The organism is Pseudomonas sp. PDM04, assembly GCF_014851765.1.
Lineage (GTDB): Bacteria > Pseudomonadota > Gammaproteobacteria > Pseudomonadales > Pseudomonadaceae > Aquipseudomonas.
In genome coordinates this window covers 112,711-136,322 of sequence record NZ_JACVAI010000007.1, presented here as the reverse complement: position 1 = coordinate 136,322, position 23,612 = coordinate 112,711, and the positions used below count along the sequence as shown (strand labels likewise).

Below are 23,612 nucleotides of genomic sequence, written 5' to 3'. Positions count from 1 at the left end.
GTTAATCTGACTCAAACGGATCAACGGACAGAACGCCATGACCACCACCGAGAACGATCCCCGCTGGGCCGCCGTCGTCGCCCGCGACCCCCAGGCTGACGGGCAGTTTGTGTATGCGGTGAAAACCACCGGCATCTATTGTCGACCCAGCAGCCTCGCACGCTTGCCCAAGCCGCAGAACGTCGTATTCTTCGACTCGGCCGAGCAAGCCCAGGCAGCGGGTTATCGTCCGAGCAAACGAGCGGCAAAGGATCACTCCGAGGTCGCCACGCAACACGCCGCGACCGTCGCCGCGGCGTGCCGGCAGATCGAAACCGCCGAGCACCTGCCGACGCTGGGCGAGCTGGCCGATGCCGCCGGCCTGAGCAGCTTTCACTTTCATCGGGTATTCAAAACCGTGACCGGCCTGACACCCAGGGGCTATGCCACGGCCCACCGCTCGCGCAAGCTGCGTCAGCGTCTGGCCGATGCGGGTTCGGTGACCGAAGCGCTGTATGACGCGGGCTTCAACTCCAACAGCCGTTTTTATGAAGCGGCGGATCAGGTTTTGGGAATGAAACCCGGCGATTACCGCGCCGAGGGACAGAACAACGACATTCGCTTTGCCGTCGGCCAGTGTTCCCTCGGGGCGATTCTGGTGGCGCAGAGCGCGCGCGGCGTTTGCGCCATCCTGCTGGGGGACGATCCGCACCAATTGGTGTGCGATCTGCAGGACAAGTTTCGACGGGCCAACCTGATCGGCGCCGACCCCGCGTTCGAGCAACTGATCGCCAGGGTCGTCGGTTTCATCGAAGCCCCGGCCATCGGCCTGGATTTACCGCTGGACGTGCGCGGCACGGCATTCCAGGAACGTGTCTGGCAGGCACTGCGCGACATCCCCGCTGGCAGTACCGCCAGTTACGCCGATATCGCCCGGCGCATCGGTGCCCCCAAAGCCGTGCGCGCCGTGGCCCAGGCCTGCGGCGCGAACAGTCTGGCGGTGGCGATTCCCTGCCATCGCGTGGTGCGCAGCGACGGCAACCTGTCAGGTTATCGCTGGGGCGTGGAGCGCAAACGTCAGTTGCTGGAGCGGGAGTCGCGCTGAATCAGCGGTTCACATCCACCACCACCCGGCCACGCAACTGGCCGGCGAGCAGGCGCGGTGCCGCCTCGATCGCTTCGCTCAGGCCGATTTCGTGACTGATCAGTGGCAGCAGTGCAAAATCCAGGTCCTTGGCCAGTCGGTTCCACGCCACTATCCGCTTGGCCTTGGGCTGGGTCACGCTGTTGATCCCGGCGAGCGTCACGCCACGCAGGATGAACGGGGCGACCGACGCCGGAAAATCCATGCCCTGGGCCAGGCCGCACGCGGCGACCGTGCCGTTGGCCTTGGTGCTGGCGCAGGCGTTGGCCAGGGTATGGCTGCCCACCGAGTCGATCACCGCCGCCCAGCGTTCCTTGGCCAAAGGTTTGCCGGGCTCGGACAGGGTCGCACGGTCGATGATGTCGCTGGCACCCAGGCGTTTCAGGTAGTCGTGTTCCGAAGTACGCCCCGTGGACGCCACCACCCGGTAACCGAGCTTGTTGAGCAAGGCGATGGCAAAACTGCCGACACCACCATTGGCGCCCGTCACCAGGACCTCACCCTGCTCCGGCGTCACGCCGTTATGTTCCAGCGCCAGAATGCTCAGCATCGCCGTGTAACCGGCGGTGCCGATGGCCATGGCCTGGGCGGGGGTGAATTCCCGGGGCAAGGGAATCAGCCAGTCGCCATTGAGGCGCGCCTTTTGCGCCAGTCCGCCCCAGTGCCCTTCGCCGACGCCCCAGCCATTGAGTACGACCTGATCACCGACCTTGTAGTCCGGATGGCCGCTGACTTCGACGGTGCCCGCCAGATCGATGCCCGGCACCATCGGGAATTTTCGCACCACCGGGCTGCTGCCCGTGATGGCCAGGCCGTCCTTGAAGTTCAGCGTGCTGTACGCCACACGCACTGTCACATCGCCCTCGGGCAGTTGATCGTCATTGATCTGTTGCAGCTCGGCCCGGTAACCGCTGTCGTCCTTGTCGATCAAAATACCTTGGAACATGGCTGTCTCCCGCTGTTTTCTGGTTGTCGTGCAGTGGAATAACACATTGAAACCGCTTTCCGGAACCCGACTTTTGGCAGGGGATCCCCAAATGAACCCAGTAATTGGCTGAGCTCACCCACCATGAGATGGATGGCAAGACACCCTCACACCCCAAAAAACAGCCCATACAAAAACTCGATTAGTCTTCACCTCATCATTGCTGTTAAAAAACCCGCTCTACCGTCCCTGCCCCGTTTTGACCTCGGAGAACCCTGCACATGAGCCAATGGCCAGACACCCGAATCATTGATTTGCTGGGGATCGAACTGCCGATCATCCAGGCCCCCATGGCCGGCGCCACGGGCACGGCCATGGTGATTGCGACGAGCGAGGCTGGCGGCCTGGGTTCGTTGCCCGCAGCCATGCTGACCACCGAGCAGTTGCGCGAGGACCTCAAGACCATTCGCCAGCAGACCCGACGACCGATCAACGTCAATTTTTTCTGCCACCAGCCCCCGGCAGCCGATGAGCAACGCGCCCGGGATTGGAAAAACCTGCTGGAGCCCTACTACCGCGAACTGGGCGTTGATTTCGATGCGCCGACACCGGTGTCCAACCGCGCGCCCTTCGATCATGCGACCTGCGAAGTCGTCGAAGAGCTGCGGCCCGAAGTGGTGAGTTTTCACTTTGGCCTACCGGAAAAATCACTGCTGGATCGGGTCAAGGCGACCGGGGCCAAGGTCCTGTCTTCGGCCACGACTGTCGAGGAAGCCATCTGGCTGGAGCAGCATGGCTGCGACGCGATCATCGCCATGGGTAACGAGGCCGGCGGTCATCGCGGCATGTTTCTCAGCGACGACATCAGCGGCCAGGTCGGCCTGTTTGCCCTGCTGCCGCAAATCGTCGACGCGGTGAAGGTGCCGGTGATCGCCGCTGGCGGCATTGCCGATGCACGGGGTGTGGCGGCGGCGTTCGTGCTGGGCGCCTCGGCGGTGCAAGTGGGCACGGCGTATCTGTTCACACCGGAAGCCAAGGTCAGCGCCTCCCATCACCAGGCGTTGCGGACTGCCAGGGAAAGCGACACCGCACTCACCAACCTGTTCACCGGCCGCCCGGCGCGGGGCATTTTCAATCGGGTGATGCGCGAAATCGGCCCCATGAGCGACAAGGCCCCGGCCTTTCCGCTGGCCGGTGGCGCATTGCTGCCCTTGCGCGCCAAGGGCGAGGCACAGTTCAGCAACCTGTGGGCCGGACAGGCGTTTCCGTTATCGGTGGAAATGACCACGGCCGAACTGACCCGGCGCCTGGCGGAAGAGGGCCTGGCCAAGCTGATGCGAACCTGAGAGTGGTCCTGTAGCCACTGTCGCAGCGGCTACTGGGTCAATTGGACGCACCCGACGGATTCCGTTTGCAGGCATTTCGCTATATAGTTTTTTACATAGCGATTACCCCCCTCGCTTCACTGCCTACAACGGAGCCGTTTCATGACCATTCGTGCCTTGCGTTTTGCCCCGCTGCTCGCCGTATTCGCCATTGCCGGCGCCCATGCAGACGAAGTGCAGGTGGCCGTCGCCGCCAACTTCACTGCGCCGATCCAGGCCATCGCCGCCGACTTCGAGAAAGACACCGGGCACAAACTGGTCACCTCCTTCGGTGCAACGGGCCAGTTCTATACGCAGATCAAGAACGGCGCGCCGTTCGAAGTGTTCCTTTCCGCCGATGACACCACCCCGGCAAAACTCGAAACCGAAGGCGACACGGTCAAGGGGTCGCGCTTCACCTACGCCGTCGGCACCCTGGCGCTGTGGTCGGCCAAGGAAGGTTACGTCGATGGCAAAGGCAAAGTGTTGAGCGACAACCAGTACAATCACCTGTCGATTGCCAACCCGAAAACCGCACCTTATGGCCTCGCCGCGACTCAGGTACTGGCCAAACAGGGGCTGACCGACAAGGTCAAGGACAAGATCGTCGAAGGCCAGAACATCACCCAGGCGTTCCAATTCGTGTCCACCGGCAACGCCGAACTGGGCTTCGTGGCCTTGTCGCAGATCTATAAAGACGGCAAAGTCACCAGCGGTTCGGCCTGGATCGTTCCCGCCAGCCTGCACGACCCGATCAAACAGGATGCGGTGATCCTCAACAAAGGCAAGGACAACCCGGCCGCCAAGGCGCTGGTTGACTACCTCAAGGGACCGAAAGCCGCTGCTGTCATCAAGTCCTATGGCTACGAGCTTTAAATGACCCTGACGAGTGCCGATTTTTCCGCAATCTGGTTGACCCTGAAGCTGGCCTCACTGACCACGGTCATCCTGCTGATCATCGGCACTCCGATTGCGTTGTGGCTGTCGCGCACCCGGTCCTGGCTGCGCGGCCCGGTCGGGGCGATCGTCGCCCTGCCCCTGGTGCTGCCGCCCACGGTGATTGGTTTTTATCTATTGCTGGCACTGGGCCCCAACGGTTTTGTCGGCCAGTTCACCCAATCGCTGGGGCTGGGCACCCTGAGTTTCAGTTTTGCCGGCCTGGTGATCGGCTCGGTGCTCTACTCGATGCCGTTCGTGGTCCAGCCGCTGCAAAACGCATTTTCCGCCATCGGCACCCGCCCGCTGGAAGTGGCCGCGACCCTGCGCGCCAATCCCTGGGACGTGTTCTTCAGCGTCATCCTGCCCCTGGCCCGACCGGGTTTCATCACTGCGGCGATTCTCGGCTTCGCCCACACCGTCGGCGAGTTCGGTGTGGTGCTGATGATCGGCGGCAACATACCGGACAAGACCCGGGTGGTCTCGGTGCAAATCTACGATCACGTCGAAGCCATGGAATACGCCCAGGCTCACTGGTTGGCCGGCGCCATGCTGGTGTTCTCGTTCGCCGTGTTGCTGGCGCTCTACTCCAGCCGCAAAACCAAAGCCGGCTGGAGCTGATCGATGATTCACACGCGTTTGAAGTTGAGTTACCCGGGGTTTGCCCTGGATGTGGATTTGCAATTGCCGGGGCGTGGCGTCACCGCACTGTTCGGTCATTCCGGTTCGGGCAAGACCACCTGCCTGCGCTGCATCGCCGGCCTGGAACGTGCCGAACAGGGATTCATCCAGGTCAACGATGAAGTCTGGCAGGATAGCGAGCGCAAGGTGTTCGTCCCACCCTACAAGCGTGCACTCGGCTACGTGTTCCAGGAAGCCAGCCTGTTCCCGCACCTGTCGGTGCTGGCCAACCTGGAGTTCGGTCTCAAGCGCATTGCGAAACAGCAGCGCCGGGTCGACATGGCGCATGCCACCCGGTTGCTGGGCATCGGCCACCTGCTCGACCGGCATCCCCAGCACCTGTCCGGTGGCGAACGCCAGCGCGTCGGCATCGCCCGCGCCCTGCTCACCAGCCCGCAGTTGCTGTTGATGGACGAACCGCTGGCGGCGCTGGATGCGCAACGCAAGGGCGAGATCCTGCCGTACCTGCAGCGTCTGCACGATGAACTCGACATCCCGGTGCTGTACGTCAGCCACTCCCAGGATGAAGTGGCGCGCCTGGCCGATCACATCGTGCTGCTCAGCGAAGGCAGGGCCCTGGCCAGCGGCCCGATTGGCGATACCCTGGCGCGCCTCGACTTGCCGCTGGCACTGGGGGACGACGCCGGCGTGGTGATCGAGGGACAGGTCAGCGCCTATGACGTCGATTATCAATTGCTGACCCTGCAGCTGCCGGACAGCGCGTTGAACATTCGCGTCGCACACACCTCGATGGCGGTCGGCCAGACGCTTCGCTGCAAGGTCCAGGCGCGGGACGTCAGCCTGAGCCTGCACAGCGCCGAACACAGCAGCATCCTCAATCGCCTGCCGGTGACCGTGGTCAGCGAAATGGGCGCGGACAACGCGGCTCACGTGCTGATCCGCCTGGACGCAGCCGGCACGCCGTTGCTGGCACGGATCACCCGCTACTCCCGGGATCACTTGAAGGTACACCCCGGCCAGCAGCTCTGGGCACAAATCAAGGCCGTGGCGGTACTGGCGTAAATCCGCTGGCACGACGGCAACGGCACGCGGTCAATGGCTGTAACGGCCCCTGATTCGTAGCCAAGGATTACCGCCATGTCCGATGCCGCAATGCCCGATGTACTGCCGCCCGACCTGCATTATGTCGATGACACTCAACCTGGCCTGACGCGCAGGAAACTGCGTGGCAAGTTCTGCTATTTCGATGCCTCGGGCCAGCGCATCACCGATCCAGACGAAATCAAGCGCATCAACGCCCTGGCCGTGCCCCCGGCGTATACCGATGTGTGGATCTGTGCCGACCCGCGCGGACACCTGCAAGCCACCGGGCGAGATGCCCGGGGGCGCAAGCAATACCGGTATCATGCGCGTTGGCGCGAAGTGCGCGACGCCGACAAATACTCGCGCCTGCGCGACTTCGGGCTCGCCCTGCCAAAGCTGCGCCGACAACTGGAAACGTTGCTGGATGCCCCGGGCTTCAGTCGCGACAAAGTCATGGCCACGGTCATTTCCCTGCTCGATGCGACGTTGATTCGCGTCGGCAACGCGCAATACGCGCGGGACAACCGCTCCTACGGGCTGACCACCCTGCGCAACCGCCACGTGGAGGTCAATGGCACGGCGATCCGCTTCCAGTTTCGCGGCAAGAGCGGCATCGAACACCAGATCACCGTGAAGGACCGGCGCCTGGCGCGGATCATCAAGCGCTGCCAGGAGATTCCCGGGCAAAACCTGTTTCAATACCTGGATGAAAACGGCGAGCGCCACACCGTCAGTTCGTCCGACGTGAATGCCTACCTGCAACACCTCACCGGCGCCGACTTTACCGCCAAGGACTACCGCACCTGGGCCGGCAGCGCCCTGGCGCTGGCGCTGCTGCGAGAGCTGCAATGGGAGCCGGAGTCGGACGCCAAGCGTCATGTGGTGGAGATGGTCAAGAACGTCGCCCGGCAGCTGGGTAATACCCCGGCGGTGTGTCGCAAGTGCTATATCCACCCGGCCGTGCTCGATGGCTTTCTGCTCGGGGCCCTGGCGGCACTGCCGCGCCCGAGAACGCGCAAGGGCCTGCGGGCCGAGGAAGTCGGATTGGCGATGTACCTGGAGCAGATGATCGAAGCGAGCCAACCGACGAACTGAGCGTGCATTTTTTGCACGATCAGCCAAGGCTTCTATAGTCGTTGTGACTGAAATCAGCGCCGGTGAGGCCATGGAAGACATTTTCGTTGTGAAGCGCTGCAACAAGATCATCATTCATGGCCGCCGGGCCGGGGAAACCCATCATCAACCCCCTGACGCGGCCGTCTGGTATCGCATCGCCGATACCCGTACCCAAGGCTTCATCGGTGACGGTTATGACCGCGAAGAGGACGCCCAGCGCGCGTGCGTGCAGCTCAACGCCCGATCCCGCGTGACCGCCCGGCAAGGTTGAAGCCCCGGTCTATACTCAAATGGCTGAGGGACCAGCAACGGCGAAGGCCCGCCTCGAACGGGCTTTTCGATGCCATCTGCGAGGTTCCTTGAACGGAGGTTTGCCATGTCCGAAAAAGAGTCCATCACTACCCTGCTCACCCTGCTCGACTCGCGCCAGGTGCGCCTTGCTGCCGCCTGCAAGGAAATCGCCGACTGGGTCGATCATCAAGGCGGGCACCCGACCGCCCTGAGAATTCGTGATCGCCTGAACGACATCGAGAAGGACACGCCACTGATCCGCAACACCTTGTCCTCCCTCAAACCTGTCGACCGGCCGCTGCCCCGGTTCAAATGACAGCTGGGCCCGGTGATGCGAGGTGCGTGAACGGCGACATTGGAGTCGCCGAGTACGCCATCGCCTGACCGTTTGTCGTAAACCCCCGCCCGGCCGGAGCCGGGATTTTTTTTATGCGCCCATTTCACATCGCATTCACATTCGCCCTTCTACAGTGATCCCACTCCTTTGCAATACCCCATGACCCGCCCGCATGCGGGTCTCTTTTTGCCTGTTGCTTGCTCGCCGAACGTCCCGTGTCGAAAAAGGTCCAACGATTACACGTCACGAAGGAGGCGTCCGATGGTTACTCACTTCAAAACTGGCGGCCACCTGGCCTGCGGCCACAAAGGCAGCAAACTCACCTCGAGCACTGAACTGACCCGGGTGAAATGCAGAAGCTGCCGTAACACCGAAGCATTCAAGACTGCACGCAAAGACCAGCGCAACGCTGCCCGACGTGCCGCACGCAAAGCCAAAGCCACTCATACCGCCAATGACTGGCGCACCGCGTGGATCGAACGACTCACCGCGATGGACGGATTGCAACGCTTGCCTCGTGGTTTTCATGGACAAGCCTTCGTTTAGCGGACCGCTCTGCACCTGCGCAGTTGCACGCGACTGCGCAGGGCCGCCATAGACCTGCGTTCAATCAAGGCGACATCCCCTTTCCTCGACTAGGATTCATAGCGCGTCGGCACGGCGTGCGTTTGTCGTGTGAGCGACTGTTCAAGGAGGGAACATGACACCGATTCATAAAGCGGAGAAAACCTACCGACTCTGGTCCAACCCGATCCTGCTGGAACTCAAGGAACGGGAACATCAACTGGACCCCGCCGCCCGCCAGGCGCTGCAGAACATTCTGCTGGAGAGGCGACTGGTGAACACCGGCAACCCTGCGGGCATCGAGCGACGCCAGGCAGAAGATTAGCCGAGTCGAAAAGCCGCCCTCGTTTCCGCAGCCGAGGCGATGCCCCCGGCTGTCAACCCGGGCGCCCTGAAACCTAAGTATGGCAACGTGATACCCATGGACGATGGTTCAGGTTTCTGCCTGGGACTAGTGTTTGCGGACCGGTAATGCGACTTCATCGCGAAATGCCTCTGCGCATCCGGCCCTCCTTCGCCGCACAAGCGGTCCCAGACGAGAGCTTTCACCATGACCGACGAAATCAAAGGAACCACCCGCCGAGCCCTGATGAGCGCGAGTGTGGCGATCGCTGCGCTGGCAGCGGCCGCACCTGCCCTGGCGAGTCAATCGAGCAACGTGCAAGCGCCCGCGAGCGGCGGCTCCCGCGGCAAGGGCCAGGGCTCGGGCTACCTCACACTCAAGGACGGCACGACGCTGTTTTACAAGGACTGGGGCACCGGCCAACCCATCGTGTTCCATCATGGCTGGCCGCTGTCCGGCGATGACTGGGATAACCAGATGCTGTTCTTCCTCGGCAAAGGCTATCGCGTGATCGCCCATGACCGGCGCGGGCATGGCCGCTCCACCCAGACCGCCACCGGCAATGACATGGACACCTATGCCGCCGACCTTGCGGAACTGGCGGCGCACCTCGATCTCAAGGGCGCCGTGCACGTGGGCCACTCCACCGGCGGCGGCGAGGTGGCCCGGTACGTCGCGCGCCATGGTGGCGGTGGTCGTGTCGCCAAGGCGGTACTGATCGGTGCCGTCCCGCCGCTCATGTTGCGCACCGACAAAAACCCCGGCGGCGTGCCACTGAAAGTGCTCGATGGTTTCCGCGAAGCCCTGGCGGCGAACCGCGCGGAGTTTTACCGGGAAGTGGCCGCGGGCCCCTTCTACGGCTTCAACCGGCCAGGTGCCAAGGTCTCCGAGTCGGTGATCGACAACTGGTGGCGCCAGGGCATGGAGGGCGGTGCCAAGGCGCACTATGACTGCATCAAAGCCTTTTCGGAAACCGACTTCACCGAGGATCTCAAAAGAATCGACGTGCCTACGCTGGTCCTGCACGGCGAAGACGACCAGATGGTCCCGGTCGACGACTCGGCCCGACTGACAATCAAGCTGCTCAAGCGCGGCACACTGAAAACCTACCCCGGCCTGCCCCATGGCATGTGCACCACCCATGCAGCGACGATCAATGCGGACCTGTTGGCGTTCATCCAGGGGTGAGACAGCGACTGTCGTGACAGGCTCGAAAGAACAGCGAGCCAGAAACAAACAAGGGTTTGCGTGCTTTCGCTCGCAAACCCTTGTTTTTTCTCAAGATGGTGCCCGAAGCCGGAATCGAACCGGCACGCCCTTACGAGCGGGGGATTTTAAGTCCCAAGGGGAAATCAATCAGGCTGCACCTTCTGATAGGTTTTCTGGTCCGCAATCAGGAGCAAATCACGGCCACGAAGACCAATGTTTGCGCATGTAAGAAAATAATTGCGGACCGGAAAAATCCGCAGGGAGCAGCCAGTTTTCAAACACGCCCAACAAATTTCCGCGCTTCGGCTTATGCCGATAGTGCATATCGTCACTACTCCTTCCACGGCGTTCTGCCGACCGAACACCCCCCCCCAAACTGCTACGCTTTCCTCTATCCACGGAGGAATCCCAATGCCCAATTCTGATCTGCTCCCCACCCTGCTCTTCAAGATCAACGAAAACCAGCTCGCCCTGGAAGCGGCCATCATGGAGCTTTCGAACTGGGTCGAGGCCAGCGGCTCAGCCGATGTCGCTGACAACGTGCGCGGCGCCCTGGACACGATCGACAGGAATGAGGAGTTCATCAAACTGACACTGGCGGTTCTGATGACGCCAGAAGACGTGGGCTAGGCCCCAGCCAGTTCCTTCAGCCGGGCCTCGGTCGCGGCTTCGAAGATGACGTACATCTTTTCGATGGTCTCGGCATTCAATACCCGCCCGGCCTCAAGACCGAGCACGAACCCCTCCGCCCGGGCTCCAGCCTTCGCTGCGACCAGCATCGAGTCCGAGCGGGCGATCTGGGCAAGCAGCCTGTCAGCCTCGCGCTCAATCTTGTCACCCAGGGTCAAACCTTCCATTCCATTACCTTCACTACGACATCCAATACATCACCAGCAGAACCACTGAAACCCAGGCGACCGTCAACACAATCGAGTAGCCGATCAACTGCTTATCCATCAGTACCGCCTCTCCTACGTGAGGAGGGAGGATGGCCCTTGGGCGCCCAGCCACAAGACTGGCGAGCGGCCACCATGGTTGGCGCAATTCGTCGCCCTGCCCTCGCCCAATAGCCTCGCCTCGATTACTGTATATGCAAACAGTATCGATAAGGCTTCACCATGGACCCGCACGAAATCGAAGACACCAGCGACTGGCTCGGCTGTCCGACCGAACTTGAAACTTGCCGGCACTTCTTGCGCATTTATGAGAACGAAGTCTTGGAGCTGACGCTGCAGGCCCGCAAAGCACGCGAGGACGTTTTCGGCTTGGTGCAGATGCACGCCGAGGTCTGCAAGGAGAGAGACAAACTCAGGGCTGAACTGATCAAGGCTCGCTCCGACCTGGCGGACGCCAAGCGCAAGGCAACCGATATCGAAACGAAGACTGCCTGGGAGTTGATGGCCAATGGCAAACACATCAGCGAGCTGGCGGCACAGATCAAAATCCTCAAAGGTGAAGAGACATTTTCTGCTCCACTGCCGCGCCGCAGGGAAGGTTCCGAGATGTGAAGTCAGCCTCAAGGCTGGGTAATGAGCCCCGGCCCGTGGCTGATCAGCCGCAAGAATAGCCGTCAGCCATTAATCATTGGCAACGGCAGCGGTCTTTTACAGTTCGCTGTGAATCGCAGCCTTTTTCAAATTGGACCAATCAAAGACAAGAGCATTGGATCTAGACCCGATGCATCATTGTCTTTAGAGTCAATAAAACAAGCAACTTCATCAGCTTAGCCTATACAACCATCCACTACCGAGGAGTCCTCATGTCGCGCGAAAATTGGTTCGAAGTATCTCCTGGTGCAGCAAAAGCTATGACCGGTTTGCATCATTACGTGACCACGGGTACTGATCTACCGCCATCGATAATTCATCTGGTATTTCTTCGGGTATCGCAGCTCAACGGCTGTGCTTATTGCATCGATTTGCATTCCCGCGATCTCATCAAAGAGTACATGTCTGTAGACAAGGTGCTCATGGTGCCGGTCTGGCACGAAGCGGAATATTTGTTTTCCGATCAGGAGCGTGCTGCGTTGGCGTGGGCAGAAGAAGTTACCCGGGTCGGAGAAACTCACGTATCCGACGACGCATACGCTGCTGCATCCGCCGTATTTGCGCCCAAAGATCTAGTCGATCTGACCGCAACGATTGCCGCCATGAACGCATTCAACCGTATGGGTGTCACTTTCAGGTTGAAACCTGCAGCCAAGGCCTAACCCCTTCTCGAACGCAATCACGAGTGCCCGGCAACCCGCTCGCCAGTGGCACTCCCCCTCGATTCCAGATCGAGAACAACTCCCAGCTATTCAAGTAGATCCCGCACGTAAGCCTGACAAGCCTTCAGCGCAATCACCGCCCGGTCGCCTTCATCGGTGATGCCGATAATTCGTTGAGCATGCGCTGGGTCAAGTTCGGCTCGTACTCCTGCATGAACCATGCTGCCGGCGACGGTGGCGGCAGGCACTGAACAGCCACCGGCTGAACCCTGGGCGAGGATGACTGACAGCCGTAGATCAGAAGTAGCAAGGCGATCGCGCAGGCGAGCCTGATTGGCTTGAGCATCGCTCAGTTCCTTGTGGTGGGTTTGGTCGCTGGCCGTCAGGCGCTGCTCGAGCGCGAGCCGCTTGTCCTGCTCGCTCTTCTGTGCGGCGGCGCCGACCATGGCCAGCTGATTGAGGGTGTCGGTGTGGGAGCGGGCCAGCTCGGCGAGCTGCCGCCCGTAGCGCCAGTCCTGCACCTGCCAGGTGCCGCCGGCGGCGATCAGCACGAGCAGCACTACGCCGGCCAGTGCAAGCTTCATCGAGGCCGGGCTCATGGCACGTCCTTGAAGAAGACGTGGCCGCCCAACTTAAGTGTCTGCCGCGCCTTCGCCGCCCAGGCCGGGGGCTTCTTCATGGCGATCGCGTAATAGTGCGTGGCGCCGCTGGTTGGGTCCGGCACCTTCCCGTCGATTATCTGATCAGCGACGACCCGGCACTGCGCCAGCTCGCGGAACGGGATCTGCTTCACCGCGATGAGGAACGGGTAGTTCGGATCAGTCTTGTTCCAGCAGCTGAACTGCCACGGGGCCTGGCACACGCCGGCATAGCCCTCCCCCCACCACGATTTCTCTTTTCCGTCGAACACGCGGTTGCGGATCGTCCAGGCCACGGCGACTTTTCCTGCCGACGATTCACCCCGGGCCTCGCCCCATATTGTGCGGGCGAGGATGTCGCGGTCCTTTTCGGTGATGGTCATACTTTTCTCCAGGCAAAAAAAATCCCGCTCGCTGGCGGGTTGTTGAGTTGGGAGTCGATCAGTTCACTGCCCAGTCACGTCGACGATCAGGGCCTGGAACTTGCCGAATTTGTAGGCGGGGTTGGCCGGGGCTGAGGTCACCATCTGTGAGCGTGTCCAATATCTTGAGTTCAACGAGAAGCGCAGGCCCCCGGCAATGGCTGTAGCTGACGGCGAACTGCGCCAGTACTCGATCAAAAGCTGGGTGCCGACCGGCGTAACGTCCATCCCGATGCTTCCCGACCAGGCCCCATACGCCACGGCATATTGCTTAGAGGCGTTCCACACCCAATCGCCGAAGAACGCCGCGTAGTCCGGACCATTGAGGATGGTTTCAATCCGCATCGATGGGCACATGGCGTCGAAGACCAAGGCGCCGGCGGCGTTGAACACCTGAAGCCCATAGGGCTGCGCGGAGTTGACCCCGAGCGCGTACCGGTAATACGTGACGCTCGACCCAAACGGAGCGGCGAACACGTACCGCAAGCCCGCACCACTCGGCAGGATGGAGTGAAGTGCCACCCGGTCAGATCCGCGCACCGCAACAAATTCCGTAACCGAGGACGTGAACACCTGCACACCGTTGATCGGCAGGCCGGCATCATCCAGCAGAGAGCCTGAAGTAACAGTGCCCTTCGCCAGCAGCATGTAGTTCTGGTAGTTCTCGTCGATCTGGATGGTTCCGGAGGTGTTGAATATCTGCAATCCGGCCGGCATCAGAAAACTCCGTAGAAAATTGTTGCCGCGAGAGGCGTTCGCCCTGGTGCGAAAGTCCAGCTCATGGTCGTGCCGGAAAAGGTCACCTCAGGGCCGAAGCTGCCCACCGGAACGGCCCCACCGGAAATGATCACGAAATAGAAAGGCGTGCCCTGCACCAAGTCCGGCACAGAAATTGATCCCGCGCTCGTGCCGCTGTTGACGCTACCCAGGAAGCGCGAAAGCCTGGTGGTGATATCCACCACCAGATTCCCGGCCGGGTCCCAAACCTGAAGTCCTGCTGGCATTACCACATCCCCAATCGAACGCGCCGCGTTCCCGCGCCGTCGTAGACGTTGATCACCGTGTTGTTCATCGTCAGCCGGCCTGTGCCTGGAACAGATCCATTCATTTCCCAGCCAGTCGCCTTGCCGAGCCTCCAACCGGAAGTGCCGGCAACGTAATCGTTTGACTGGATGGTGTTACCGATCTTCGCGTTCGTGATCGACCCGTCCTCGATGAACGCCGCCTTGAGGAATGCGGTGTTGTTCTCGACCACGAACGGATAGAAGATCTCGGAAGCATTGGGATCAATGATCGCGAACCGGCTCGCCGCGATAAGCACCTGGCTGGTGATGATCCCTTCGTCGTTCTCGACGCCAATACCGATGCCGGCCAGGTACGGTTTCCCGTCAACAGTGAGCTGGGTCTTGATGCTGTACATCGCCGCCAGCTCGGTTTTCACCTGCTCGATCAGCACCAGCGACCCGTCACCCGCCTCGATTTTGTCCAGCAGCAGTTGGCTCAGCTGAGTTTCAGTGATCTTGCCGTTCAGGTAATCCAGGATGGGGCCGGCGTCCGCAGACGATTGGCCGAAGACCGGCCCAAAGAACGCGCCGACGTTGCCGATCCGGTCCACCAGGCGGGCCCAGAAAAAGAACGTCTTCCCCGCGGCCAGCCCCATGACGGTGAGGTCGGTTTGCGGATAGGCGTAGTCACCAAACTTGATGGCCTCGGCGATCTGGTTGGTTTCGCTGTACCAGATCTCCGTGCGCTGCAGGTCGGCGGTGCTCACGTCCTGGGGAATACCCCACTTGAGCTTGATGCCGAATACGATCGATTCTGCGGTAAACGAAGACACCACCGGTGGCGGCGTGGTCTTCCCATTCAGCACCGTCTCGATAGACGTCGCGAACACCGAGCCGATGTCGAGCGAGTTGATCGCCCGGACCTTGGCCACGTAGCGCCCGGCGTAGATCCCGCTCACGTCGACCGACGTTGTGCCGGTGCGGCCCGCGAAGATCCAGTCGCCGTCGTTCTTGCGCCAGTACACTTCGAAGGCGATCGCGTTCGGCGGCCGATCCCACTCGATGGTCATCACACTGATGGCGCTGCCCTGGTCGACGAAGTGGTCGTTGCTGACGGTCACGGTCGCCGGCGGCTGTTGCACGCTTGGCGGAATCACGGTGATCGGTGGCCGTTCGATGCGCGTGCCGTTATCGATGGCGCCGAATTTGCTCGAGTTGTGGCGGACGGCGGTGATGGGGAACTTGATCTCAGAGTTTGAGAAGTCCTCCGCCACGGACATCACGCGGAACTGCTGCACTGCCAGGGTCGGCGAATCGATCGCCCACATCGAGTGGCGCGGCGGCAGGTCGTCGAGATCTTCGGCAAGCACCACCTGCTGCACCTCGGCAGGAAAGCCCGTGGTGTCGAACGTGACATTGCCGTTGTCCCAGGTAATGCCGGTGCTGTCCCACGTCAGCGGGTAGCCCACAGACTTGATCGCGCGCGACACTGCTTTGCCGTTGGGCATGATCAGCGTGATGGTGTCGCCCGGGAAGGCGGTCACATCGGCATCGAGCACCAGCGTGTCGAGCGTCGACGAGCGCAAGCGGCCACCAATACGGCGCCCTGCCCGGTCATTGTCGGCGATGCGAATGATCTGCCCGGGGCGCGCCAGCGTGCCGTCCAGGCCCACCGAGAAGCCGACACTTTCCGTCTCCAGGCGGTTGGTGAGTAGCGCCCACTTACCGATGCGATGTGCCTGGGCCTGAGACGTACAGCCGGTGGCCGTGATTTCGGTCTGCTGGATGCCGTAGCGGGTAATACCGGCCTGGTCGTCGACGTACTCGACCTTCTGCCGATAGAAGTCGGTCGGATTGTTCCAGCTCACCAGGGCTACCGTGTAGCGAGTCTTCTTGGCCGACCCCGAGTAGTTAAACTTGCCGTCGATGACATTGGCGTTCGAGTAGGTGTAGACCGGGTCCTCGGGAATGTCGGCCACGGCCATGACCGAGCCAGCAGCCCAGTACGCCATGCCCCGGAACGTGGTGGCCAGATCCTGCAACACCTTCAGGGCGTCTGCGCGCACTGAGAGATACAGGCTGCAGGTGAAACGCGGCTCCATGCCGCCCTTCCCGTCCGGGACCAACTGATCGCAGTACTGGCCGATGCGATACAACTCCCACCTATCGATCTGACTGGCGTTGAGCAGGTGACCCAGGCCGTATCGGAAGTGCAGCAACAGGTCGTAGAAGATCCAGGCAGGGTTGTCGGTCCAAGCGTTCTGGAAACCGCCATCCCAGACACCGGTGTAGGTCCGAGTTTCGGCGTTGTAATTGTTCGGTACCCGGATAATCCGGCCGTACAGGTCAAACGACCGGGTGGGAATTGACTGAAATTGCGAGGCATCGAACTGCAGGCCGATTAGCGCAGACCCTGGGTAGCGCAGCTTCGCGTCGATGATTTCAGTGATGGCGTCGACGCTAGTGGTGTCCGCGATCGCGCCGCTGGTGGAGTTAGGGGTCAGCCTGACCACGCGCACGGTCCAACCGCTGACTGCATCAGGCAGGTCGACACGGTGCGAGCGCTCGTATTTCGTCGAGGTCTTGCCGCTGAAGGCCGAAGACAGGACCGTGATGAACGGCCCGCCATCGGTTGAAAGGTCGATCCGGTAGGCGACGGTGTAGCCGTTGGTGTCACCGTTTGTGGTGTTGGTCTGCGCCAGGCGCGGCGTGGACAACCGAATACGGACGGCCGACAGTTGCACGTTGCTGACAGAACGCACCCAGGCCTGGGCCGAGGTCAGTTCCACTCCGATAGCGGTTTCGTTCTCCACGGCTGGAAAGCCGGCGATGTGGGTCTGATCTTGGCTGCCGGTACGAGCATCGAGCGTCACGCCACTGAAGTTGATCCCGCCGTTTGCGTTCGCGAGCGGCGTTTCATCCAGGAACACCGACTGCATGCCGTTGGCCAGGCCACGGATCTCGCCCTCGCTCACCAGATCCAGGATGCGTGCGTATGCGGTGCTTTGTAGGCTGTCGGGCGCCTCAACAGACGGACGCGGCTTCGATTCTCCGCCCTTGCGGCCGGTAATTGGGAGATCGGTCATGGCTTTCCTTCAGGCGAAAAAAAGCCCGCTCATGGCGGGCCGTCTGGCGGGGTTCGGGTTACATCTGGTCTTCGGAGTAGATCCCGGCGCTGATCACCGCGCTGCCGACAATCATCCGACCGTAGAGCAGCGGCACACAGCCGCCCTGGACGCTGGTGTTGACGGCGCCGTTGAATGAGTAGCTTGGTCGGTTGTTTGGGCTGTCCTGCGTCCCCAGGCCCTTCGCCTGCGGGCTGAGCATTTGGATGGCGCCGCCGGCGACCAATGCGATACCGACCGGGAGTAAGGCTTGAAAGCCAGGAATGAATGACGCTGCGATCAATACCGCTCCGACAATGGTCTGGAGTAGCCCGGCCCGCTTGGAACCAGCAATCACCGGAACAATCCGAATCACGTCGCGCCCGGTCGGTTTCTCCAAGTCATCCTCTGCGAGGTTTTGCGAGCCGTTGAATATGGCGAACCTTAGCCCCTTCCCACCGCTCTCCATCATGTACCGTTCAAACCCCGGAAACTGCGATTTGAAGTACCCCATAATGTCGCGGAATCCACCTGAGGTGGTCAGGCGATGCGTCCGCCCAAAGAGGCGAGCAAGTGATCCGGACAAAATCACGGTCTGCATTTTTTCGGTGGTGGCGCGGGAATACATATTTTCTCCAGGCATAAAAAAACCGCCCGGAGGCGGCGTTGTTCTGTTCGTTCAGAGGCAGTCCCGGACCGCTTCCTCAAGTGCTGCACGGCCCAGCATCTTTGCCCAAGGCATTCGCTGATAGTGCACAACCTTGCTTCCGTGGCCCGCCTCAGTTATTTCAAGAACCTCGTCTGTCATCATCTCAGTAGCTACGATCAATCGGTAACCACTTTCAGTTTCTGACATGGTGGCAATCGATCGCGCCTCTTGCCATTTCGGAAACACGCAGAGCGCATATTGCTTCGGCGTTTTTTTACTCAACGCACTGACGGTTGGATCATTTTTTCTGAGGTCGTTCGGAGTTGAACAACCAGCCAGCAGTGCCAACGAAACCGCCGCAATCAAAATCCGCATAGCTACCACTCCTTGTGCGATCAGCAGACGATAGCATTCAACCGCCGTAAACGGAAAAGCCCTGCATGAGACTGGAACTGCCGTATCGCTCAAGGCTTTCAAAGACCGAGGTTACTTCGAGTTTTTGAACCACATCTGTGCCGTACCCAGCATCATCCTGGCGTTATGTCGGTCCAATGCATAGGCTGGAACTTTAGTCAGAGGCAGTGAGCTTCCCGTAAAAACCAGCAGTGGCTCATCCGTCCCGCGCTCAAACACCAATCGCGCATTGATCGATGTTAACTCTGGTTTGGCATTCAATACATCGAGCTTAAGCAGGCGCTGCATTGAAGGAAGCTCACTCCAGGCTACAAACAGAAAGATTGGCTCCAATCCCGCTGGAAACGTTTCACGCTGTATTCGATTTCCCAGCGTTATAAAATTGCTTCCAAGGTCATCAGTGAAGTCTATCCATTGATCGCTGTCAGCAATCCGCATAGGAAGCATTTTGTCGCGGGAATGGGGTTTGGATCGGATGCCCAATTCCTCATCGAAGTAGCTGTACTTGATCTCCGTCCGATCCATCTCAAAAAAACGCAATGTTGCATGTTTATCAAACGTCGACACCGCTTCGCAGCCCGGCAAAAGGAATGCGAAAATAGTGAGAGGCAAAGCTGAAAGCAATTTTCGCATGAGCTTCCTTGCGATTCAGACGGAGATGGAGATGGGAATTCTGAGCGCAAGCACTCTACACTACCTTGGCAAAGCATCCACCGAAAATGGAACCCCGATAGCGGGCTGCGACATCCGCAAATGGGAGCAGGCACTAGTTTCAAAAAAGTGGAGAGTATTATGGAACCGCTTGTCACAACGCTGACCAGTGCCACCCTTCTAGCCGCGCTGGTAGGCGGCATATTCGGAGGACTAAAGCTCTGGTTAGAAGATTCGCGGAGAAAGGCTGCGACTCAAGCGGCGCTGTTTGCCGAGCTAGTTCACATCCAGCGACACTATGACATCACAGCCCAAGAGCTAGGCAATCCCTCGAACAATGCCCCCATACGTAGACAGCTTCGATGGGCGCTTTACGGTAACTCGATCGGCGCCGCCAACATAAAAGAAAATGCCATTTTGGGGGCAAACGAGATGGCGCGCTTTCTACAGCTGGCATTTTTCATTCGCAACACTGACATTCTTATCAACGAACTGCTAACTGATCAAGAAGACCCTCCGACTGCACAGCTAACAATCCTTGCTGATCGCTTAAGGTTTGGGGCTGACCTAGCAGATTACCTGATCACATACATGACACATAAGCGTCGCAGCCTTGCCATCGCCTCCAAGAGGGGATTTCAACCTGTCAGGAGATCTCGGCCTGACACGACGAACAACACTTAGTCCGATGAGTTTGCCTGCTATTCAGCCGCACCAGGTTGAACAGTTACTTTTCGGGACGGCACGGTGCCGCCAGTAGCTGACCGTGACCTCGGACCAGTACCCGCCATACACGTCGCGCTTGCTGTCCCGGTTGTACAGGTGATGCAGGATCGACCCGGGCGCCGGGTAGTGCTCGGGCTCGGTCCTCAGCACGCCATCGGCCAGGAAGATCGCGGCATGGTTTGGCACCGGCGAGCGGATCTGCATCAGCACCAGGTCGCCGTGCTGTAGGTTCGATACCTTCTCGAAGCCGGCGGCGGGCAGGTTCTCCAAATACAGGTTGCCGCCCTTGTCCCACCAGCCATCCTCGCGCTCATAGTTACCCAGTTCGATGCCCATCTCGCGGCGGTAGAAGTCCAAGATGATGCTCAGGCAGTCGTGCACACCATGGGCGAACTTGCGCCCGAGCAGTGGCGCCTCGTAGCCCTTGGGCAGGAAGCTGACCAGATCACCGGTGCGCACCTGGTCGTCGTCACCCTTCCGGACCTCGATGATGTGCCAGGGCAGACCCGAGGCCTCACACGAAACGCGATCGGCTTCGCTTGGTGTCGCCGGATAATCCGGGTGACTGTGCACGACGGCCAGCACCCGGCCGCGATCCTCGGCGGCGGCATAGTCCTCCGGCGCCAGTCGGAAGTGCTCGCTGGGCGTCGATGCAGTGTTGCGACAGGGCACGTAGATTTCCTTCCGGCCCTCCCGCACCAGCAGCCCGCAACACTCCCTTGGGTACTCGGCTACGGCATGGCGCTCGATCGCAGCGCGATTTGCTTTGTTCATGGGGTCAGGTCCGAATCAGGCCGGCGGCAGGGAATGAGCCGTACGGCAGGGGGTTGTTCTCACCAAAGCGCAATTTGCAGCTGGTCAGGCGCCCGCCGCATTTGTCCTTGGCCGCATCGGTGACGATGATGTCGTTCTCATCGGCCACGGGCGGCCCGTTGTAACCGCAGTACGGCCCACGATACCCGCCGCAGCTGAGCCACCAGCAGACGTTCGCCACGATCTGCCGGCGCGGCAGCTGTACGCCGGCGAAGTCCAGTGCTGTGGCCAGCTCGAACTGCACAGTTTCGTTGTCCTCGGCGGCCTTGCGCTCGACGTACCAGATGTCCGGCGGCAGCTCTTCTTCGGGATCCGCCTCGGGCTGGCCATCGAGATACTTGCCCAGCGTGCGGTGCCGTATCAGCTTCGCGCCCACCAGGTCCTCGAAATACAGGACCAGCGCCGTGATGAAGCCCCCGACGTTGCCTACCGACAGCGTCGGCGTCGGCTGGGTGCCCTGTCCGGTCATCTCGAAGCCCTCGGCCTTGATCGGCCAGGGCGAGTACTCCACGCCCTGCCAGAAGATCGACGACTGTTGGGGGTAGCCGTGGAAGCGGTACAGCTCGGCACCCAGCACCGTGGCGTCGAGCTCGAAAAGCTCCACCCACGCGCCAGGCTCCAGGGTCTGGATGTCGGCCGTGATCGGCATTTACTGCCCCTTAGAAACAGAAGACCCCGAACTTGTCGGGGTCTTGGTGAAAGAAGCTGATCCGCCTATGCGGACTCCTGCCCAGAACAGCCAGGCCCGCCATCGGGCTACACCCTCTGCTCTCAAGGCGCGGTAGAGCACCGCATCCGCACGCTTCCGGCTCATTTGCCCGGTGGCGTACAGCCAGTCGTGAACCGTAGCGGCGTAATTGCCGTACCCCGAGACCAGGGCAAACAACACGAACAGGAAGGTGTTGTGCAGTACCTTGATGCTGGCGAGGTCGGTACTGAAGCCGGCAAGCACGGTGATCACCTGCTCATCGTCGTCAGCCAGCACCAAGTCGGCGAGAAGAATGTGCGTCCACTTGCCGATCTGCTCGGTCTTCAGTGTCGTGATAAATCGACTCATGCGGGCCAGCCCTCCTCGAGCATGGCTTCCGTGTAGGAGCCGTCATTGAATGCGGCCACGAGCTCGCCCTCGCGGGTGTAACAGGCTTGCACGTAATCGCCGACGGCGTCGGCAATGGCGGTGATCTGCTCCGCATTCAACGTGATGAAGCTGCCATTCGTGCACTTCCAGTCAACGGTGTATTCCGGGTCGCGGAGCGCCCTGAAGGCTGCGGCAGTCAGCTTGTTCTGCGTGGTGCGGTCGGTATAAACCGGCACTCCCGCAACGGTGATCCCGGCTACCTCGGCGGTGAAACGTCGGGCAGCGATAGCAGCTAAGACATCGACGACCACCGAGCCCCAGCCGGGGAACTGCCAAATTTGCCGAACATCTTCGGGCGGTTCATCAACTACAACGAAGCTTTCGTTCGGTTCGCAGTCAACAAAATAACCAAGTTGCTTACCTTCTGGCGTTACACAAAAAATAGTACTCATGGTCGGTACTCGATGATCACCCGCCAACTTGTGAGCGTCAGAGCGAACCCTGCTCCGGTGCTTTTGTTCATCAACCCATAAGCTGCCGGCTGGCGAACGGTGATGGTGGTGGCGTCGGTTGAGTATTGCATCCCGATGTCGGCATTCTGCGCAGTCAGAAGCCGCAGCGAATACTTGACCAGGTCACCCACTGCGAAGCCGCCTTCGGCAACCTTGCACACCACGTAACCGTTAAAATCTGTCGGCGGCGGCGTCATTCCATGCGCAATGGTGAATGCACCGCCGGTGGTGAGCGCGAGCTCCCCGGTCCTCGTCGGCTTCGTCTGCTTTGCATCCAACGCGGCCTGCAAATCGGTTTGCGCCGAAAGTGATCCTGTGATCCCGCCCCAGGCCACGGAAGACGACAGCGTTACCCACGTGCCGTCGCCGCGTAGAAATCTGAGCCGATCTGCTACCAGTGGAGCAGGCACAAGTCCTTTCATGCCGTCGACGCTGGCCGTGGCACCGGTCATCGTTGCTGTATAGAACGACGCCACCTGCCCGTTGAGCTTGTCCGAGTCGGCGGCCTTCTCAGTTTTTCCCAGCTTTTCGTTGATTTGGCCCTGCAGCTTTGCGAATGCTTGAAGAATGCTGTCGGTGGCCGTGATAGCGGAATCGGTGAGTGCTCCAAGACCCGCCAGCACAACAGCCCGGACGCGCGCAGCGGTGTGGTAAAGATTGGTCGCGCCCTCCGGCACTTGATCGGTAGAGCCCGGTGAAGAAGGGATCATCACGTAGGCGGTGCCGCTCCAGCGATACTGCCGGGTAGGATTGCTCGGGCTGTCGCCGTCGTTGATCGCGATGTAGATTTTGCCGGTCTCGCCCGGGTCCGGGAAGGCGGCCAATGTCGCGAACTCCAGGACATCGTCGACGAAGCTGGGCAATTGGGAGGCTGGCACGGTACCGGCAACCAGCTGCGCCACGGTGCTGCCAAGGGCGCTGGCGGGAATCGCCTCATCAGCTTTCGCCTGTGCAGTTGCTGCATCAGCAACGCCCTGCTCTGCCGTCTCCTGCGCCGTGGCGGTGCGGAGATCGAGCTCGGCAAAGTTGGCATTGATGAGCGCACCGCCAGACCTCAGCGACTGGCCACTGCTGTCGTTCGCCTGCCCGCCAATGTTGATTGGGTCAATGCTCATGGGTGGAATGCCTGTTCGAAGGTTGCGGTCAACATGTAGACGTCACCGCCTGCGTGCCTGGGTTGGTATTCGGAGCACTTGAACAGCGCTGTTTCGCCCAGAGGCTCAGTCCAGAAAAATGGATTTGCACCCTTCTGCCTATCGAGGAAATCGGCGATTTCCTTGATCCTGGCCTTGGGGCCGGAGAAGGTGAGCGGCCACGACTGGGTTTTGTTGTTGATGCCATCCTCGGCCGTCTGCTCGTAGCCGTCCCCGAATTTGGCCGACTTGGTGCGAAAGCTCACCGTGCCGGCTGGCTCTTTGTTTGGCACCCAGGTAAAGGTTTCCGTTGCCATGCTCTTCCC

Annotated in this window: 31 protein-coding genes; 15 read left to right on the top strand and 16 right to left on the bottom strand. The window is 60.5% G+C overall.

The annotated features are described in order from the left end of the window. Positions 1–37: 37 nt before the first annotated feature. Complete coding sequence (gene ada / locus IB249_RS25310; RefSeq protein WP_192308479.1) at positions 38–1,084, top strand: bifunctional DNA-binding transcriptional regulator/O6-methylguanine-DNA methyltransferase Ada; 1,047 nt, start codon at positions 38–40, stop codon at positions 1,082–1,084. A gap of 1 nt (position 1,085) precedes the next feature. Here the strand turns inward: ada and IB249_RS25305 are convergent, their stop codons facing one another. Further along, on the bottom strand, positions 1,086–2,069 hold the full coding sequence (locus IB249_RS25305; protein ID WP_192308478.1) for an MDR family oxidoreductase: 984 nt from the start codon (positions 2,067–2,069) through the stop codon (positions 1,086–1,088). Positions 2,070–2,329: 260 nt separating this feature from the next. Here IB249_RS25305 and IB249_RS25300 point away from each other — a divergent pair, with 260 nt between their 5' ends. The 11 genes from IB249_RS25300 (at position 2,330) to IB249_RS25250 (ending at position 10,563) form a co-directional block, all read left to right on the top strand. Further along, the gene (locus IB249_RS25300) at positions 2,330–3,394 is read left to right on the top strand and encodes an NAD(P)H-dependent flavin oxidoreductase (RefSeq protein WP_192308477.1); all 1,065 of its coding nucleotides are present in this window, start codon (positions 2,330–2,332) and stop codon (positions 3,392–3,394) included. Between the two features lie 141 nt (positions 3,395–3,535). After that, complete coding sequence (gene modA, locus IB249_RS25295; protein WP_192308476.1) at positions 3,536–4,288, top strand: molybdate ABC transporter substrate-binding protein; 753 nt, start codon at positions 3,536–3,538, stop codon at positions 4,286–4,288. Further along, positions 4,289–4,969, top strand: coding sequence for a molybdate ABC transporter permease subunit (modB, locus tag IB249_RS25290; RefSeq protein WP_192308475.1), 681 nt, complete (start codon positions 4,289–4,291; stop codon positions 4,967–4,969). 3 nt (positions 4,970–4,972) lie between these two features. Further along, the gene (modC, locus tag IB249_RS25285; RefSeq protein WP_192308474.1) at positions 4,973–6,052 is read left to right on the top strand and encodes a molybdenum ABC transporter ATP-binding protein; all 1,080 of its coding nucleotides are present in this window, start codon (positions 4,973–4,975) and stop codon (positions 6,050–6,052) included. 75 nt (positions 6,053–6,127) lie between these two features. Further along, positions 6,128–7,168, top strand: a complete 1,041-nt coding sequence (locus IB249_RS25280; RefSeq protein ID WP_192308473.1) for a DNA topoisomerase IB — start codon at positions 6,128–6,130, stop codon at positions 7,166–7,168. A 70-nt stretch (positions 7,169–7,238) separates the two neighbouring features. Continuing rightward, complete coding sequence (locus IB249_RS25275) at positions 7,239–7,460, top strand: hypothetical protein (RefSeq protein ID WP_192308876.1); 222 nt, start codon at positions 7,239–7,241, stop codon at positions 7,458–7,460. 105 nt (positions 7,461–7,565) lie between these two features. Further along, complete coding sequence (locus IB249_RS25270) at positions 7,566–7,796, top strand: hypothetical protein (RefSeq protein WP_192308472.1); 231 nt, start codon at positions 7,566–7,568, stop codon at positions 7,794–7,796. Between the two features lie 282 nt (positions 7,797–8,078). Beyond that, a complete protein-coding gene (locus IB249_RS25265; RefSeq protein WP_192308471.1) occupies positions 8,079–8,363 on the top strand; it encodes a hypothetical protein in 285 nt (94 codons plus the stop codon). Positions 8,364–8,517: 154 nt separating this feature from the next. Then, a complete protein-coding gene (locus IB249_RS25260; RefSeq protein ID WP_192308470.1) occupies positions 8,518–8,706 on the top strand; it encodes a hypothetical protein in 189 nt (62 codons plus the stop codon). A gap of 225 nt (positions 8,707–8,931) precedes the next feature. Then, on the top strand, positions 8,932–9,912 hold the full coding sequence (locus tag IB249_RS25255; RefSeq protein WP_192308469.1) for an alpha/beta fold hydrolase: 981 nt from the start codon (positions 8,932–8,934) through the stop codon (positions 9,910–9,912). A gap of 432 nt (positions 9,913–10,344) precedes the next feature. After that, on the top strand, positions 10,345–10,563 hold the full coding sequence (locus IB249_RS25250) for a hypothetical protein (protein WP_192308468.1): 219 nt from the start codon (positions 10,345–10,347) through the stop codon (positions 10,561–10,563). On the opposite strand, the gene IB249_RS25245 is transcribed toward IB249_RS25250, so the two are convergent. After that, positions 10,560–10,790, bottom strand: a complete 231-nt coding sequence (locus IB249_RS25245) for a hypothetical protein (protein ID WP_192308467.1) — start codon at positions 10,788–10,790, stop codon at positions 10,560–10,562. The genes IB249_RS25250 and IB249_RS25245 overlap by 4 nt on opposite strands. Before the next feature lie 261 nt (positions 10,791–11,051). On the opposite strand from IB249_RS25245, the gene IB249_RS25240 reads away from it, so the two are divergent. Both IB249_RS25240 and IB249_RS25235 read left to right on the top strand, forming a co-directional pair. Then, positions 11,052–11,441 carry a hypothetical protein gene (locus tag IB249_RS25240; RefSeq protein WP_192308466.1) on the top strand — a complete coding sequence of 130 codons (390 nt, stop codon included), beginning with the start codon at positions 11,052–11,054 and terminating at the stop codon, positions 11,439–11,441. Positions 11,442–11,692: 251 nt separating this feature from the next. Then, positions 11,693–12,142 (top strand): carboxymuconolactone decarboxylase family protein, encoded by a 450-nt coding sequence (locus IB249_RS25235; RefSeq protein WP_192308465.1) that lies wholly within the window; start codon positions 11,693–11,695, stop codon positions 12,140–12,142. Positions 12,143–12,228: 86 nt separating this feature from the next. On the opposite strand, the gene IB249_RS25230 is transcribed toward IB249_RS25235, so the two are convergent. The 8 genes from IB249_RS25230 to IB249_RS25195 all read right to left on the bottom strand — a co-directional run bounded on the left by IB249_RS25230 (position 12,229) and on the right by IB249_RS25195 (position 19,006). Further along, positions 12,229–12,741, bottom strand: coding sequence for a lysis system i-spanin subunit Rz (locus tag IB249_RS25230; RefSeq protein WP_192308464.1), 513 nt, complete (start codon positions 12,739–12,741; stop codon positions 12,229–12,231). Then, positions 12,738–13,163: a cell wall hydrolase gene (locus tag IB249_RS25225; RefSeq protein ID WP_192308463.1), complete on the bottom strand. Its 426-nt coding sequence runs from the start codon at positions 13,161–13,163 to the stop codon at positions 12,738–12,740. Before IB249_RS25225 ends, IB249_RS25230 begins: the two co-directional genes overlap by 4 nt. A gap of 63 nt (positions 13,164–13,226) precedes the next feature. Further along, positions 13,227–13,919, bottom strand: a complete 693-nt coding sequence (locus tag IB249_RS25220) for a hypothetical protein (protein ID WP_192308462.1) — start codon at positions 13,917–13,919, stop codon at positions 13,227–13,229. Beyond that, on the bottom strand, positions 13,919–14,206 hold the full coding sequence (locus IB249_RS25215; protein ID WP_192308461.1) for a hypothetical protein: 288 nt from the start codon (positions 14,204–14,206) through the stop codon (positions 13,919–13,921). Before IB249_RS25215 ends, IB249_RS25220 begins: the two co-directional genes overlap by 1 nt. Then, a complete protein-coding gene (locus IB249_RS25210) occupies positions 14,206–17,292 on the bottom strand; it encodes a host specificity protein J (protein WP_192308460.1) in 3,087 nt (1,028 codons plus the stop codon). Before IB249_RS25210 ends, IB249_RS25215 begins: the two co-directional genes overlap by 1 nt. A 58-nt stretch (positions 17,293–17,350) precedes the next feature. After that, entirely contained in the window at positions 17,351–17,938 is a 588-nt protein-coding gene (locus IB249_RS25205; RefSeq protein ID WP_192308459.1) for a tail assembly protein, read from the bottom strand. Positions 17,939–17,989: 51 nt separating this feature from the next. Further along, complete coding sequence (locus IB249_RS25200) at positions 17,990–18,334, bottom strand: hypothetical protein (protein WP_192308458.1); 345 nt, start codon at positions 18,332–18,334, stop codon at positions 17,990–17,992. Positions 18,335–18,445: 111 nt separating this feature from the next. Continuing rightward, positions 18,446–19,006 carry a hypothetical protein gene (locus IB249_RS25195; RefSeq protein WP_192308457.1) on the bottom strand — a complete coding sequence of 187 codons (561 nt, stop codon included), beginning with the start codon at positions 19,004–19,006 and terminating at the stop codon, positions 18,446–18,448. 159 nt (positions 19,007–19,165) lie between these two features. On the opposite strand from IB249_RS25195, the gene IB249_RS25190 reads away from it, so the two are divergent. After that, positions 19,166–19,708 carry a hypothetical protein gene (locus IB249_RS25190; protein WP_192308456.1) on the top strand — a complete coding sequence of 181 codons (543 nt, stop codon included), beginning with the start codon at positions 19,166–19,168 and terminating at the stop codon, positions 19,706–19,708. Positions 19,709–19,729: 21 nt separating this feature from the next. Here the strand turns inward: IB249_RS25190 and IB249_RS25185 are convergent, their stop codons facing one another. The 6 genes from IB249_RS25185 to IB249_RS25160 are packed head-to-tail and all read right to left on the bottom strand — an operon-like array spanning position 19,730 to position 23,603. Further along, positions 19,730–20,524: a C40 family peptidase gene (locus IB249_RS25185; protein WP_192308455.1), complete on the bottom strand. Its 795-nt coding sequence runs from the start codon at positions 20,522–20,524 to the stop codon at positions 19,730–19,732. A gap of 4 nt (positions 20,525–20,528) precedes the next feature. Then, positions 20,529–21,212: a phage minor tail protein L gene (locus IB249_RS25180; RefSeq protein WP_192308454.1), complete on the bottom strand. Its 684-nt coding sequence runs from the start codon at positions 21,210–21,212 to the stop codon at positions 20,529–20,531. Further along, on the bottom strand, positions 21,213–21,620 hold the full coding sequence (locus tag IB249_RS25175; RefSeq protein WP_192308453.1) for a DUF1353 domain-containing protein: 408 nt from the start codon (positions 21,618–21,620) through the stop codon (positions 21,213–21,215). Continuing rightward, the gene (locus tag IB249_RS25170; RefSeq protein ID WP_192308452.1) at positions 21,617–22,093 is read right to left on the bottom strand and encodes a DUF4376 domain-containing protein; all 477 of its coding nucleotides are present in this window, start codon (positions 22,091–22,093) and stop codon (positions 21,617–21,619) included. Before IB249_RS25170 ends, IB249_RS25175 begins: the two co-directional genes overlap by 4 nt. Then, the gene (locus IB249_RS25165) at positions 22,090–23,268 is read right to left on the bottom strand and encodes a hypothetical protein (protein ID WP_192308451.1); all 1,179 of its coding nucleotides are present in this window, start codon (positions 23,266–23,268) and stop codon (positions 22,090–22,092) included. The genes IB249_RS25170 and IB249_RS25165 overlap by 4 nt, the downstream gene beginning before the upstream one ends. Continuing rightward, entirely contained in the window at positions 23,265–23,603 is a 339-nt protein-coding gene (locus IB249_RS25160) for a phage tail protein (protein WP_192308450.1), read from the bottom strand. Before IB249_RS25160 ends, IB249_RS25165 begins: the two co-directional genes overlap by 4 nt. Positions 23,604–23,612 lie beyond the last annotated feature (9 nt).

What these genes read in the sequence shown, in the direction of transcription:
- IB249_RS25225 (WP_192308463.1), bottom strand. Translation starts at nt 13,163, where the DNA reads ATGACCATCACCGAAAAGGACCGCGACATCCTCGCCCGCACAATATGG.
- IB249_RS25210 (WP_192308460.1), bottom strand. Translation starts at nt 17,292, where the DNA reads ATGACCGATCTCCCAATTACCGGCCGCAAGGGCGGAGAATCGAAGCCG.
- IB249_RS25230 (WP_192308464.1), bottom strand. Translation starts at nt 12,741, where the DNA reads ATGAGCCCGGCCTCGATGAAGCTTGCACTGGCCGGCGTAGTGCTGCTC.
- IB249_RS25245 (WP_192308467.1), bottom strand. Translation starts at nt 10,790, where the DNA reads ATGGAAGGTTTGACCCTGGGTGACAAGATTGAGCGCGAGGCTGACAGG.
- IB249_RS25160 (WP_192308450.1), bottom strand. Translation starts at nt 23,603, where the DNA reads ATGGCAACGGAAACCTTTACCTGGGTGCCAAACAAAGAGCCAGCCGGC.
- modA (WP_192308476.1), top strand. Translation starts at nt 3,536, where the DNA reads ATGACCATTCGTGCCTTGCGTTTTGCCCCGCTGCTCGCCGTATTCGCC.
- IB249_RS25265 (WP_192308471.1), top strand. Translation starts at nt 8,079, where the DNA reads ATGGTTACTCACTTCAAAACTGGCGGCCACCTGGCCTGCGGCCACAAA.
- IB249_RS25280 (WP_192308473.1), top strand. Translation starts at nt 6,128, where the DNA reads ATGTCCGATGCCGCAATGCCCGATGTACTGCCGCCCGACCTGCATTAT.
- modC (WP_192308474.1), top strand. Translation starts at nt 4,973, where the DNA reads ATGATTCACACGCGTTTGAAGTTGAGTTACCCGGGGTTTGCCCTGGAT.
- IB249_RS25195 (WP_192308457.1), bottom strand. Translation starts at nt 19,006, where the DNA reads ATGCGAAAATTGCTTTCAGCTTTGCCTCTCACTATTTTCGCATTCCTT.
- IB249_RS25180 (WP_192308454.1), bottom strand. Translation starts at nt 21,212, where the DNA reads ATGCCGATCACGGCCGACATCCAGACCCTGGAGCCTGGCGCGTGGGTG.
- IB249_RS25305 (WP_192308478.1), bottom strand. Translation starts at nt 2,069, where the DNA reads ATGTTCCAAGGTATTTTGATCGACAAGGACGACAGCGGTTACCGGGCC.
- IB249_RS25250 (WP_192308468.1), top strand. Translation starts at nt 10,345, where the DNA reads ATGCCCAATTCTGATCTGCTCCCCACCCTGCTCTTCAAGATCAACGAA.
- IB249_RS25275 (WP_192308876.1), top strand. Translation starts at nt 7,239, where the DNA reads ATGGAAGACATTTTCGTTGTGAAGCGCTGCAACAAGATCATCATTCAT.
- IB249_RS25185 (WP_192308455.1), bottom strand. Translation starts at nt 20,524, where the DNA reads ATGAACAAAGCAAATCGCGCTGCGATCGAGCGCCATGCCGTAGCCGAG.
- modB (WP_192308475.1), top strand. Translation starts at nt 4,289, where the DNA reads ATGACCCTGACGAGTGCCGATTTTTCCGCAATCTGGTTGACCCTGAAG.
- IB249_RS25175 (WP_192308453.1), bottom strand. Translation starts at nt 21,620, where the DNA reads ATGAGTCGATTTATCACGACACTGAAGACCGAGCAGATCGGCAAGTGG.
- IB249_RS25165 (WP_192308451.1), bottom strand. Translation starts at nt 23,268, where the DNA reads ATGAGCATTGACCCAATCAACATTGGCGGGCAGGCGAACGACAGCAGT.
- IB249_RS25220 (WP_192308462.1), bottom strand. Translation starts at nt 13,919, where the DNA reads ATGCCGGCCGGATTGCAGATATTCAACACCTCCGGAACCATCCAGATC.
- IB249_RS25255 (WP_192308469.1), top strand. Translation starts at nt 8,932, where the DNA reads ATGACCGACGAAATCAAAGGAACCACCCGCCGAGCCCTGATGAGCGCG.
- IB249_RS25190 (WP_192308456.1), top strand. Translation starts at nt 19,166, where the DNA reads ATGGAACCGCTTGTCACAACGCTGACCAGTGCCACCCTTCTAGCCGCG.
- IB249_RS25170 (WP_192308452.1), bottom strand. Translation starts at nt 22,093, where the DNA reads ATGAGTACTATTTTTTGTGTAACGCCAGAAGGTAAGCAACTTGGTTAT.
- IB249_RS25300 (WP_192308477.1), top strand. Translation starts at nt 2,330, where the DNA reads ATGAGCCAATGGCCAGACACCCGAATCATTGATTTGCTGGGGATCGAA.
- IB249_RS25240 (WP_192308466.1), top strand. Translation starts at nt 11,052, where the DNA reads ATGGACCCGCACGAAATCGAAGACACCAGCGACTGGCTCGGCTGTCCG.
- IB249_RS25235 (WP_192308465.1), top strand. Translation starts at nt 11,693, where the DNA reads ATGTCGCGCGAAAATTGGTTCGAAGTATCTCCTGGTGCAGCAAAAGCT.
- IB249_RS25260 (WP_192308470.1), top strand. Translation starts at nt 8,518, where the DNA reads ATGACACCGATTCATAAAGCGGAGAAAACCTACCGACTCTGGTCCAAC.
- IB249_RS25205 (WP_192308459.1), bottom strand. Translation starts at nt 17,938, where the DNA reads ATGTATTCCCGCGCCACCACCGAAAAAATGCAGACCGTGATTTTGTCC.
- IB249_RS25270 (WP_192308472.1), top strand. Translation starts at nt 7,566, where the DNA reads ATGTCCGAAAAAGAGTCCATCACTACCCTGCTCACCCTGCTCGACTCG.
- IB249_RS25200 (WP_192308458.1), bottom strand. Translation starts at nt 18,334, where the DNA reads ATGCGGATTTTGATTGCGGCGGTTTCGTTGGCACTGCTGGCTGGTTGT.
- ada (WP_192308479.1), top strand. Translation starts at nt 38, where the DNA reads ATGACCACCACCGAGAACGATCCCCGCTGGGCCGCCGTCGTCGCCCGC.
- IB249_RS25215 (WP_192308461.1), bottom strand. Translation starts at nt 14,206, where the DNA reads ATGCCAGCAGGACTTCAGGTTTGGGACCCGGCCGGGAATCTGGTGGTG.